Genomic DNA, 12,951 nt, shown 5'->3' with positions numbered 1-12,951 from the left:
TAAAAATCATGCGCCCGGTACTCCTGTGCTTCCGTATTATTATTGAATCTGTTTAAAGAAATCTAAATCACTCTCACTCAAATTCGGACTTAGAGTGACTCGGACTGTTTGGCGTATCTCTCCTAGCGACTTGCCTGCGGCACTTAAAACGTGACTTGGCTTAGTAGCGCTACATGCCGATCCAGTGGAGAGGGCTACATAATTAGATAGCTTCTTAAGCAACAGCTCATTATTTACTCCGATAAATTGTATACTAATCAATCCAGGTATCTTATTTTTAACATCACTATTAAACTTAATTCTCCCGGAAAAATTACTCTTTAATATATTCATCAGGTAGTTCTCTAGCTCATTTAATCGATTAACATTTTGCTCTAATTTATTTAATGCAAGCTCTGCAGCTTTACCAAGGCCTACAATATTATGAACTGCTAGTGTACCGCTACGATAGTTATTTTCTTGACCACCACCATGCAGTAGAGGTGTGATTTTGGTAAAAATCTCGTTCGATTGTTTGCGAACAATAGCAGCCCCAATTCCCTTTGGACCGCCAATTTTATGTCCAGACATAGATAGAAAGCGGATTCCTTTCGTCTCTTTTAGATTAACTGGTACCTTTCCCACTACTTGAGTAGCATCCGTATGTAGGAATAAACCATTCTCTTCAAAGAGAGCAGAAATCTCGTTAATCGGGTTTATTGAACCCACTTCATTGTTTCCCCAAATAATCGAAGTAAGCAGAGGTCTCTTCTCAATACCTTCTTTTATTTTCTGAAAATCAACTCTAGCATACTGATCAACTTCCAAGAAGGAAACCTCATAACCCCGATCACCTAAATAGTTGAAAGTTTCGATTACAGATGGATGTTCAACCTTAGTAGTCAGTAAATAATTATTTGCATCATCTAAACTACCATAATAATCGGCAACACCCTTAATAATCATATTGTTACTCTCCGTTGCACCACTCGTAAAGACAACTTCATCGGAATCACACCCAAAAAGCGCAGCTACGTGTTCCCGTGCTCTTGCAACTGCTTTTTTAGCGTTCTCAGCCAGAGAATAATACTTACTTGATGGGTTACCGTACTCTTCTTTAAGATACGGCATCATCGCATCTAGCACCTCAGGGTGGATCTTAGTAGTAGCACTATTATCTAAATAGAGCATCTATATCCCCTTCATCCTTAGAGTAATAACGCCCGAATAAAGCGTTCAAAGTTACCAGCACTCTTATACTCAGCAGCCAGCAAGCGAATTCCTCGCTCAAGATGAGCATTAAAATAACCAGGGAAGTATTCTTCATCGGTCATTTCTTTTTCAGCGTATTGTATAATTAGAGCTTTAAAAACATCATCGTACTCACCAGTAACTGTGTTTCTGTTCAATACCAGTCCATCTGAGAAATCCTTGATAGGTGGTTCAACCTTTTCTTCAGATGCATTGCTGCGTAAAGAGAGACTAACGGCGTATCGAATTAATATATTTGGTGTAATACCAGTCGATGCTTGTAATTGTGTAAGATTTTCCTTTGCATACTTAGAAGTTTTCAAAGTAAAGTTCATTGTAGTTACTCTCCCTGACTCATGTTAAAGTAGCGTCCTTGAGCAATGCTTACACTGTCGAACTTTTCTTCAAAATCCAAAGTATAACACCTCGCGGTAATATCCTTGATTAAATTAAAATGCTCTGTTGTAATCTCCGAGTCAGTAGTGAACATCAAGACCTGTTCTCCGCATTTTGGTATAAAATGCTCAATCAAAGCCTTCTTATGATCTTGATCTAAGCGTCCCATAAGAGTATCAAAGACAAAGGGTAATTTCCAACCCGATACTTTAAACATGGCCCAAATAACAGTGAGCATTAACATTTCCTTTTCGCCCGCTGACAAACGTTCCTTTGTAATTTCCTGTTTTTGACGATCAAAGAGAGATAATTCAAAGGTAGCATGATCGATATATATTCGCTCAATATAGGCTTTTTTTCTGAAAAGGATGTTAATCATTTTTGTTGCCTCATTAATAACATCATCCAATTTTTTCCGCCATTGTCTTTCTCTAAAACGTTTGCTGACAATCAACAACTTCTCTGTCATGACATATGAATCCTCAGCTTTGTAATGGTCACGAATTTTATTTCTTACTTTACTTAATGCTGTGGATTGTATATTAATAATATCTTTTGTCTCTTGAATTTCTTTTTCCTGTTGTTCAACAAGTAAGCGCAGTTGCTCAACCCTCTTCGTTTTTACCTCAATCTGCTCTAATAAGTCTTTGAATTCACTCGACTTGTCATTCAACTCAATTGCCCTTCTAATTCGTTGAGCTTCAACCAACATCTCTGAATTTTGGTCAAAAAGCTGAAGATAACTCCTAGGATCTATCATTTTAATTTGGTTGTAGATGTTATGAATTTTGCTTCGTTGCTCGAAAGAAGCCCGATGCAACAGCTTAATGTTTTCAGGCCTCATAATGTCTAAGATACCGTTATGTAACTGATCGATATCCAGATCTACAGTATGTTTTGAATTTGCTTGCTGTAACTTATAAATCAGTTTAGATATTTCACTTTTTTCCAGAGCTGAAGAAGCATACTCGAATGACTCATTCTCCCTCTCTAGGTCTAACTGCTTGATCACTTTCCCTAATAATTCTCGCGCAATGTAAAAAGGAAGAATAGTATTAGTAAAGGAACGAATTCGTTCAGAGTTAGCTTTTCGCCGATTTTCAATTTCATTTTCCTTCTGTACAAGTTCAAGTCTCCGCTCGTGTAACAACCCACCGTGAGTATCAAAATCTCGCTTATGTTGTCTAATTTCATCGTTAAGTAGACTGATCTCATCTTTTTCGGCCGAAATTAAAGACACTTTATCATCTACACTCTGTTGGAAATCCGCAATCTGTTTTTCCAGTTTCTCTTGCTCGGCAATCTCTTCTGCTAAACTGCTACTTTTTTGTGTAAACTGCGCTCGATAAGTTTGTAGATCTTTTTCTAAGTTCATGAAGAGGTCCAAATTAAACAGAATCCTCCCAGACTCGCCAAGATATTCGGGAATTTTTTCCTCTGATACAATTCGAGAGATATCCTCCCCATCAAATAGACATAGTTCAAAGAGTCGTGGGGGCATTTCCTCTCTCAAACGATTCTGGAAATCTGAAGTTTCCTGATTACTTAATGCCTTTCCATTCCTAACAACATAAAAGTCTTCTTTTAACTTCTGACCCTTTATTCTCCAACTCCGAGTTAGGGTATACTGATTCAACTCAAACTCTTCAGTAGAGGTGAAGTTGAGAATTATTCGGAAATCAGAATTAACATTTTCCTCTAATGCTTTTCGATTTAATAAAGAAGAGATTTTGCGAAAATAAGGCTCATTTTCATTAACAAAACCATAAGCCATCGAACCAAATAATACGATTCTAAGTGATTCTAATATCGTTGTTTTCCCAGCACCATTTTTCCCTCCAAGAAGGATTACATTTTGACCTTTATTTGTTCTAAAATCGAACATGTTTTGGTTCCCGTAATAAGCTCCAATATTATTCAACAGCAATTTTGTAATCTGCATGAGAGGCTAGTCCACCTTTATAAATGTAAAAAGTCTTGTTTAAGCGTTTTATCGAATGCTTGGAATAACCCCCGTCTGACTTTTACACCAGAATAGTCCTTCTCTACAGATATTAATTGCTTAAGAACGCTCATATTAACGCCTTCTTCTTTGCATATTGTCTCAAGATCAGTTATCTGGTCATCTTTAAACACGGGACGATCATTATGGTTCCAGTCATAAACTTTTCCTGTTTCCTCTTCAACTATCAATGGCAAGCGATCTTCCCACTGTAGGTCCTCATGCCAGTATTTACGTATAACTTTCAATTCTTCAAAACTAATCAGCTCGATCGTTGGATCATGTAGCTCTCTTATTTGTTTTTGGGTTCGTAATAGCTGCCTTAAAATCTCTTCGCGTGCTTTTACTGTAAAAGGACCAACTCCGAAACGTTTGTAGGAACCATCCTCATCTTCAATTATGATATTCAAATCTTCAACAGTAGCTAAGTTAATTTGATTTTTTTCAAGGTAACCCCCGAGTTCTTTCTTCTTCACTACAATATGCCACTCTTCTATTTTCTCATTATGAGGGAGGAGGTAAACTTCTCCGTTCATACGTTGTTTCTGCCTTTTGGACTGGTCTTCTCTAATTTTCACCAGGAAGTTTCTGAATTCATAAAGTGGGCGTAGCCAGTCCACACCATTATTAATAAAGCCGCTCAGCGCTTTATCTTCACTCACTACTGTACAGGTCCAGCAACCGAAGCGGCTATTCCCACAGGAACCCGCGCTCTCTTTTACTTCTTTGTCCACGATTAAAGGACATTCACTGCTAGAATTTTGATAGAGTTCAAGCAGTTCATTGTTATCATCTCCCCATGGGGATTCATATTGGAGTAAGTATTCCCACACATCATCGACATCAAAGGACCGGATAGGAGCAAATACAAACGCATTTCTTAAGGTCGAGTGGCGCATAAGCTTCTTACCTTCAATTGTATGGGATTGCATGACCCCTGCGCGTGTAGAACTTTCTGAATCCCTCACACCGAGTAACATTACCACTTCACCGAACTGATCGACTTTTTCCAGTATAAAGCGGTTTGCAGGTTCAATCTTTAAACGATCAGTACACCATCTAAATTTTTGACGTGGAGTTGGGTAACCCTTCCCAATAATGGATGACCAGAAGGTTTGCTCAACTTTCGGACGTACTTTCTGAGTCTCAATAGGTAACCCTAGTTCCAAGGCCTTCTCTTGGATACGACCTAAGGTACGAGTAATTTTATCAATAATAAGAGGTGTCTCAACAAGGGTATCTGAAGAAATGATGTATATTTTTTTATGACGTTCAGAGGGGTCGAGTTCTAGAAGAGCTTGAAAGACAAGTTGAACTACGGCAGTAGAGTCTTTGCCCCCACTAAAACCAACTACCCAAGGACGTGCATCCATTAGATAAACTTCTTTCACTAAATTTTTGGCTTCTATAAATTTCGTATCAGTATTAAAAATATTAAGTTCCAATTTACTCATGCTTTAAAGGCCTCCTTGAATCTGTTCTCGATGTTCTGTTCTTGCTCTGTGAGGGGGAGGCCAATTTTTGACTTAATTAAATTTGCAGTGAGCTGTATTGTCTCACCGTTTTTATTAATCCGACCAGTATTGCTGTAAGCTCTCCCCTGCCAGTCCGTTTTATTCTCACGATTCCAATCTATAATATGGAGTCTTTTTATGAAGGATTGCCACTCGTCAGGGTGATGCTGATAAAGGTAGTAACCTATAATGCCTAAGGATTCCAAAAATATTCCATGCGCCACAACCGAATGGACACGTAGATCTCTAGGTGATATTTTCTTCAATAAAACATCTTGCCATTCTGGTATTGAAGTACATAACAAACTCCAAAACTCCGTAGCATATTTTCTTTCCTGCTCAGAGACCATATCGCCTTTACGTTTATTCAGAAGGCGAGAAGTCATATTAAAAATATGATTAAGCGCAAATAGCTTCGGTGAATTTTTAGACAAAGAGACCTTCTCACGATCTGTGTAACGCTCCAGTAAAGGTATGTTAGATATTAACCCCTTTGTAATTAATGAGAGCTGGTCTCTATGGTCATACAATATACCAATTGAGGAAGTAGTATTAACTGCATGACGGTTTAAATCTGAAAACATCTGTTGAGATCGTGTTAGCCCCAAGTCGTGGAAAAACACTACCGATATCGTTTCGTCCCCGAGATCAGGGGAAATTTTCAGAGCTTCTTCTATAGCCGCTCTACGATGTTGACCGTCATTAATCAAAAATCTAGAATCGAGCGATATGGTTAGGTAACCTATATCCTTAAGTTCAGTGGAGGCTTCTTTGAAACTCATTTCCCCATCAACAGAAGCGGTCAGTGAGGAGAATATATAGTCTTTTGGATTCTCCAGAATATAATTTGTTATATCCGGAATTCTCGCCTTATTCATTAACCGCTGGGCCCGATGTTCTGCGGGGATCTCTTCTTCGTCAAAGAGGAAGATCTTCGGTATCAGACGTAATGGGCACATGACGGTGTAAAATTCTCTACCAGCTTGTATCCCTCTTAGAGCAGGAAAGGTATAACTAAAATTCATTCGCGATCCCCCCAATTACGTACGTAATAATTTGATTTGTAAATGTATTTTAACGTAGGACGAACAAATGTTCAACTATTTAGATCCTTATTATCAAGTAATTTTTTATGAAAAAAGTCTTTTTCTAAATCCACTGTAGTACTAGGATTTAGAAAAAGACTTAAATATGCCAGGCACTTTATAAATATCAAAAACAAATCACTTGTTTAGTTCCCAAAAAGCTCGATCCCTCATCCAAACTGGTTGACCAGCACCTGCTTTTACAATACTGTAGTGTTTTTGTAGCGATTTAATTCGGCTCGAAATGTTCTCTTCCTCTGCCTTACTCTGTGTATTAAATATCATACGAATATCCTTAGCAGACAATTCAGAGACGTTATGCACAATCCAAGTCAAAATATAATTGGCATAGTCATTATCAGAAGTTGAGAAATGACTTAGGAACTGTGTAGACAAAATCGTGCCTACGCCATACTCACGACCTTCTTTGAGTATCTTCTTAATAGAAGTAAAATCTTTACTCAAGAAGTTATCTGCTTCATCAACCAAGATCATTTTACTAATTTCGCGATAATTGCCATTTATTGAGCTATGCCCTTGCATTTGCATTTGATTGTAGAAGACGTCTAGAGTTATCGACACTACTAAGTTCTGAATACTAGGATTAAACCCTGATAGATTAATTACGGTGATTCCCTTAATCATATCGAATAATGGTATAGTTTTTGATGAATCCGGTTCAAAAACCTCCATCTCGTACAACTCTTGGAGAGCTGCATACAAACTATCCACTTTAAAGTCTTCTCGCCCAGAATAAATGTCATAGACATCACTTAGTGTCGGGGCTGGATTTCCCCATGTTGATACATCATTTTTAAGTATGCCTTTTTGATTATAGGCATCCATAATAACCCCTTTAAGAGTGTTTACTTGTACCTGACCTAACGTGAAAGATTTTGAAATAGTATCCGTCAGCGAACTACTAGTATGAACAGGGAGCAGCGGTCGAGGTGGATTCGTGACAAACAGCGAAAGCGGATTATATGGCAAATGGTAAAGGTCATAAACCTTAGCCCCTGTAACTTCTGTGAATTCAGGTTTAATGTAGTCACCTTTATAATCAAATATTAAAATTCCAATCGGTGTCTTGTTCACGTTATCTATACTATTTCGACTTAGCTGCGTAATCAACGACTTTGTAAACTGAGTTTTTCCCGTACCCATGGTCCCGATAATACCTGTGTTAGTGTGCATCACCTTATCTGTCGACGTGGGATACCATTTAATTTCTTCTTGATTCTGTGCATTATGTCCGAATAGGATTTCCATTGGCTTGTTAGGATATGTTTCCCGTAACGTATTCACTGAATCGATTAAACCCGTTGTCTCTTTTGAGATAGCGTAATCCGAGTTATTTTCAGCAACTTTTTGAGGATATTCACTTTCAATCTCAACAGACTTACCCTGTACCGTTTGTATCGGCAGATATAGTCTGGATAGCAACTGTTCAGCAGATATGTCCCCATATTCGCTCTGAATATGTTCCTTAATCTCCTCAATATCTTTTATAATGAAATCATATCCGCTTCTTTCCGGATAATCAAACACAAGCACATCATCTTTTCTCTTTACTTCTGTGAAAAACCAGTCTTTTCTAAAGGAGATGACAGCACCATCTCCAATATGCTCTTGTAGAGCATTAGTAATACTATAATCATCATTGAGCAGTCTTTCCCGCAAACTACTATTTGTTATAGTTCCCCAATATTGTTCAGGCCAGATCGCATACAAATCCATTTTTTCCGCGCTTGCAATCGCCAACTGTATAAAAAAGTTGCGATATAGTTTCGCCTTGAATGGATCTTCTTCTGTTGCAACTAAATAATCAAGAAGAAGCATCTTCGTTTCACTAACTTGTTTATAAGCTTTCTCATAAACAGAAGGTGGATTATTTCCGATCTTAACTTCAATAGGGTAGAGATGTACAAACAGATCGTTATCTTGTTGTTCAACACCAATGAGTAGCAGATCATCACTGTATGAGCCGAACTTACCCAGGTTTCTAACTGAGAAAAGTCCTTCAGACTGTCGTAACCCTGTTCCGCCGGAAATACGTAAGATTTCCTCCATTGATATGGGGATCCATATGATATCTCGATGGGCGAAAGCAGCTAATGCTAGTTTGACAGCTGACAGAATACTTATTTTCTCCTTAGGAAATTGATTTTTCTGTGCCAACAAGCGAAGCAGCCAGTTCCCATTAATAGCATTAAAGAAGTTAATGATTGGTGGTAATACCTCATCAGTTGTAGTAATTTCATGAGAAAATAAGAACTCTTTAATTAGCCGTTGATATTGTTTTGAGCGCCTGGTTACAGTAATCGCATCAAAACCACTTGAAGAGGTATACTGGTCACTATAATGTATAACTAGAAGATCCTTTTGTGTATCGTTATTTTTAAAGAAACTTAGATCCACCTTTGGTTCAATAAATGTTACCCAGTGAGCTGTATCATAAACGGCATCCAACTTCTTTTTGTGTTCTGCAGAAATCGCCGTTACAATATTCATATCTTCTTGATAATTATCTAGCGTCTGTGCAACACGCAGCAGCGAGTTAAGTTTGGGTACTAGAGAAAGTAATGGAGCTTCAGTAGTTCTATAGTATTTGGTTCCAAATCCTGTCTTATAATCTTGGTTGATAAATACGGATGGAATACCAGATACCAGACCAAATAGAGAGACCCCCGTGATCATTTCAGATGCATTGCTTGTAGCTACCTGTTCAATCTTACTCATTTGATAAAATGTTATATGACTATATTCATATTCACTGGCTGCTAAATCACGCGAGTAAAATTTCACCTGGTCACGAAAAATGTTGAGCAGTTCCTCGGGATGGTATCCTTCTAATTCTAACTTCAGGTTGAAATTTCGTGCAATTTCTTCAGCATCTGTATATTGTGACATTTCCTCAAATACATTATTTATACCCTTCTCAGCGTATATGTGTAGCTCAATTGGTAATAGCTCTCTTTTAACTAGTTCTCTCTTGAGTTGTCGCTTGTAGTACTCGAATAGCCCCTGCAGAATCTCTTGACAATCCCCCATATTAATTGTGTTGATTTTTAATGGAGCACGGTAATCTAGATCAAACAAGTACGAGAAGTGTTCTGTAAACTCCTCAATCTTCTCTTGAACAAGCTTATTTACAAACATCTTAGATGACTCGAACCTCGGCAAACTTTGGTCAATGTATATTGTCCACTCATAGGAATCGACAGACTCGATCGCTTTATATAATCCATTATTAAAAGATACATACGGCATAAGGAGAGTAGATCTTAAGGAACGAAGCAATTCGTCATTTATTATCTCTTTACTAATCAGATCGTTTAACTGAATCTGATAGGCTAGATTCAACGGATGAAGAGGCGTAAATAACCATTCTGGGTCTTTAAGTCCTTTCCGGATTGTACCCAGTAAGACTAAATCACGTTGTGATTGGTTCAACGATTGTCCATTTTTTAAATGATCTAGCTCCTTAATGTATGCCTCAACATAGCGCCTAGCTAACACATAATATTCTCTATCCAGATATGCTAAGCTAGGAAGCAACTGGTTGTCACGAAAATAGCGAAGTAAATCAATATATGCCTCTTTAACAGAGTCTGGTACGTTGATTTGCGCTGGGAAAAGTTCGCCAGCTTCCTCTATAAAATATAAATGGTTATCTTCAATAATTTTAAGTTCTCGTTCAAGGTTCTTCTTAAACTCTCCTTGTGCATAAGTCTCTCGTGTACCTTGGACGATTTTCATCTTATCGTTCTCAAGCCGATATACAAAGTGCTCTTGTTTCTCCCTCTTCATTTTCCAAACATTAAATCCGCCAATCGGAACAGGGCGTTCGACTACATCCTGAACAGAGAGCGGAATTGTAGTATTAGGTAGCTTAATAGCGAAATGGATATGTTCCTCGTCGTTCGAATGTTCAGCATTTTTCGAAACTACCAATTCTTCGGAATCGGTGATTTCGAACTGATTATGTTCAAATTCATCTGCGAGTTCGACCTTTTTGACATCAGGTTCATCTTTGTTAAATATCCATTGTTCATTGTCAGAATGAATTAGAATACTAGAATGTTTGGACTTCGTTTTTACGAGGTTAATCGTATAAGAAGTCTGAATCGCCTGAAGCAGCTTTTCTGTAGTCTCAACAACTGCGATCTTAAATTCGTAGGTAGGAGAAACCTCTGTTTTATATCTCACACCATAAAAAGTTGTCTCCCCAGGTTCATGGGACAATACTACCTTTAGCTTCTTGCCTGACGGTTCAGAATTAATTTTATGTTTAATGAGATTGTCATTAATATGTTGTGCTTTGATGAAATCACTAAATTGAAGTTCTATAGTAATTGTATTTTGTTGCTCTGGATTAAATACAATAATATTTCTTTTTCGTTGTTTACTTTTCGATTCTCCATCCGCTCTTTCCCAATATACCAACCCTTCCAAAGTCAGCTTTTTTGTTGCCTCAAGATACTCAAGTCCCTTCCCCTCTAATTTTTTCTGGTTAGAACGTCTTACGTTTCCAAAGTCGGTTGACTGCCAATCTAATGCCGATAAAATCTTTACGCCGTTTTCATCAAAATGTCTTTCTAAGCTAATATCGACAGGGCCATACTGATGGGCCATTTCTACATGGCTAAAGAGATTATGGTTCTCAGATAATCGACCTTGGATCTGCTTATCTGTCATAGGAGTCTCAAATAGCTCAGAGTCTACAAACAGACCAAAATCTTTATAATCATCAAGCTCAAGTTTTCCATTGTTCAGGACAGTCAGGATCTTCTCATAATCAAACAAAGTCACTTGTTCATGGATCCCTTGTTGAGCTCTGTTCGTCTCCATACTAAATTTTAAAATTTGCTTTTCCGATGGAGTGAGCTTTGAGTCCACCATCATTTCATGGAGATTCTCCTCAATTAGATTAATATGAAACGGCATACCTTCTTTAGCGAACGAGGTCATACCTTCAACTAGACTATCAAGGTTTGAGTTATGAATTAACAACATGGCCTTATCATTGAAACTTTCTTCTAGAGTTCCAACTTTATTCCGTAGAGTTGTTAAGAAATCCGGGGTTACTTCATCCGAGTTTGAAGCAATAAGCACTTTACTATTCTGACATATCAGACAAAAAGATTGGTAATCCCCTCCTTCGGTCGGGATAGAGAAGGGTTCCGCTGAAGACATTTTCTTTATCTCTTCGACAAGACTTTCTACTTGTTCTGTACGTTCAAATTGTATATGGTATTTATCACCAGGCTGAATATTAATCTGCCCAAAAAAATGGACAATCCGTTCAGCTAGATAATTATAAAAATGCTTTGACATAAATAGCATCCCCACTATCACTTTTTTTCTCAAGCAGATTTATTTTTTTGAAATACTCAACAATAGCCGTTTGCGTATCTCGATCAAATATCATGCCACGAGCCTCAAACTCTTCAAAAAGCTTCTTTAGACGAATTTTATTTTCATCTTTGATCATCAATTTAGTCATAAATAACAAATAATCTGTATCCAAAATCAACATTTTCCCTGACCTACCTCGCGACTTCAAAAAAGTCTTTTGACAAAAATGCACAAACCACTGTTTGTACTCATTGTAAGGCTTTGACCTGGAAGACTGATTAAATTGGTGATCGATCATGTGGAACAAATGATTCATTTTATTTAGGGGAGATAGGTCATAACGATCTGGTACAGTACCCATTAGCATCCATTTACTGTCACCAGATAACTTTTCCTTATACTCCTCTATCAATCTATCCAATTCACTTTCCAACACTACTTGTTCTTCTTCACTCATTAGGCAAACATATTTAGCGATATCCTGATATGACAAAGGGGTACTGTTTGCTGAATCGCCATCGTTGTTGGTTGCACAATTCAACATCTTCAGAAAATTGATATGAGAGAACATGCGACCAATTGATATCTCCAAGCTTTTCCATCCATATTCATAGCTTACCCGTGTCTTCGATAAACGTTCTTCTTCCTCGAAGGTAAAATAGATGGGACGAATCTTCTGCTCTACGGGAGCAAACAATAACTCGTTTCGAAGTGCAAATTGTGTGACATAGAAGAAATAGTAATAGGTAACTATTTTCTCAACCTGCTGAGTAAAAAGCTCACTCTTTGAAGTAAGCCATTGAAAATCCTTATTAAACAACTCAGAGATTTCAGGAAGCATAACAGCATAAGTTTTCTTCGCATCATTAACAACAGCTAGTTCAGGTAGAGACCTAAAGAGCAATGCACTCATTAAGTCAGCCTCTTTCTGGACAGCTGAATCAACAGACCAAGCTTCATTTTGGTTCCAAAGAACATTGTACAGAAACATTGCCAACTTCTTATTCTCATTCTCTAACGTATTTATGTAATACAGGGTTTGAGGATGAAACAGATAAAGCTGGTCATTCTCATCCAAAAATAGAGTTTTAACCATCTGTTTAAATTCCCCGCGCTGATTCGGTTGTGCAAACGTAATAGAGTCAAGTACATTGTTCAATAACTTATTTGCGTCAACGGCCTCTGGTAACTTCTTTTGGCCGATCAGGCGCATAAATTCTCCGGTAACTTCTCTAAATTTATACTGTGTTTCTTTGAATTTTGTTGTGTAAGGTAAATACTCGAACACCATTTTGGGGTTATGCTTTATCGAACTTTCAAACTTAAATTCTTCTCGGATCTTGTCTATGTTAAGATGGTAGCTCAT

At 37.7% G+C, this 12,951-nt stretch carries 7 protein-coding genes; all 7 read right to left on the bottom strand.

Going from position 1 to position 12,951, the window contains the following annotated elements:
• Positions 1 to 39: 39 nt before the first annotated feature.
• Positions 40 to 1,170 carry a cysteine desulfurase family protein gene (locus DNH61_RS24815; RefSeq protein ID WP_111149656.1) on the bottom strand — a complete coding sequence of 377 codons (1,131 nt, stop codon included), beginning with the start codon at positions 1,168 to 1,170 and terminating at the stop codon, positions 40 to 42.
• Positions 1,171 to 1,187: 17 nt separating this feature from the next.
• The gene (dndE, locus tag DNH61_RS24810) at positions 1,188 to 1,565 is read right to left on the bottom strand and encodes a DNA sulfur modification protein DndE (protein WP_111149655.1); all 378 of its coding nucleotides are present in this window, start codon (positions 1,563 to 1,565) and stop codon (positions 1,188 to 1,190) included.
• 5 nt (positions 1,566 to 1,570) lie between these two features.
• Complete coding sequence (dndD, locus tag DNH61_RS24805; protein WP_111149654.1) at positions 1,571 to 3,568, bottom strand: DNA sulfur modification protein DndD; 1,998 nt, start codon at positions 3,566 to 3,568, stop codon at positions 1,571 to 1,573.
• A gap of 17 nt (positions 3,569 to 3,585) precedes the next feature.
• Positions 3,586 to 5,082 (bottom strand): DNA phosphorothioation system sulfurtransferase DndC, encoded by a 1,497-nt coding sequence (dndC, locus tag DNH61_RS24800; RefSeq protein ID WP_111149653.1) that lies wholly within the window; start codon positions 5,080 to 5,082, stop codon positions 3,586 to 3,588.
• Positions 5,079 to 6,167 (bottom strand): DNA sulfur modification protein DndB, encoded by a 1,089-nt coding sequence (gene dndB / locus DNH61_RS24795; RefSeq protein ID WP_111149652.1) that lies wholly within the window; start codon positions 6,165 to 6,167, stop codon positions 5,079 to 5,081. The genes dndC and dndB overlap by 4 nt, the downstream gene beginning before the upstream one ends.
• 198 nt (positions 6,168 to 6,365) lie before the next feature.
• On the bottom strand, positions 6,366 to 11,564 hold the full coding sequence (gene dptH, locus DNH61_RS24790; protein ID WP_181438861.1) for a DNA phosphorothioation-dependent restriction protein DptH: 5,199 nt from the start codon (positions 11,562 to 11,564) through the stop codon (positions 6,366 to 6,368).
• On the bottom strand, positions 11,545 to 12,951 hold the full coding sequence (gene dptG / locus DNH61_RS24785) for a DNA phosphorothioation-dependent restriction protein DptG (RefSeq protein WP_181438860.1): 1,407 nt from the start codon (positions 12,949 to 12,951) through the stop codon (positions 11,545 to 11,547). Before dptG ends, dptH begins: the two co-directional genes overlap by 20 nt.

It is taken from the genome of Paenibacillus sambharensis (genome assembly GCF_003233845.1).
GTDB classification, from domain to species: Bacteria; Bacillota; Bacilli; order Paenibacillales; family Paenibacillaceae; genus Paenibacillus_I; species Paenibacillus_I sambharensis.
Note: the sequence above shows the minus strand (reverse complement) of the source record. Positions and strands in the feature narration are given on the sequence as shown.

Coding starts and splice junctions, on each gene's coding strand:
- dndB (WP_111149652.1), bottom strand. CDS start 6,167: ATGAATTTTAGTTATACCTTTCCTGCTCTAAGAGGGATACAAGCTGGT.
- dndC (WP_111149653.1), bottom strand. CDS start 5,082: ATGAGTAAATTGGAACTTAATATTTTTAATACTGATACGAAATTTATA.
- dptG (WP_181438860.1), bottom strand. CDS start 12,951: ATGAGCTACCATCTTAACATAGACAAGATCCGAGAAGAATTTAAGTTT.
- DNH61_RS24815 (WP_111149656.1), bottom strand. CDS start 1,170: ATGCTCTATTTAGATAATAGTGCTACTACTAAGATCCACCCTGAGGTG.
- dndE (WP_111149655.1), bottom strand. CDS start 1,565: ATGAACTTTACTTTGAAAACTTCTAAGTATGCAAAGGAAAATCTTACA.
- dptH (WP_181438861.1), bottom strand. CDS start 11,564: ATGTCAAAGCATTTTTATAATTATCTAGCTGAACGGATTGTCCATTTT.
- dndD (WP_111149654.1), bottom strand. CDS start 3,568: ATGCAGATTACAAAATTGCTGTTGAATAATATTGGAGCTTATTACGGG.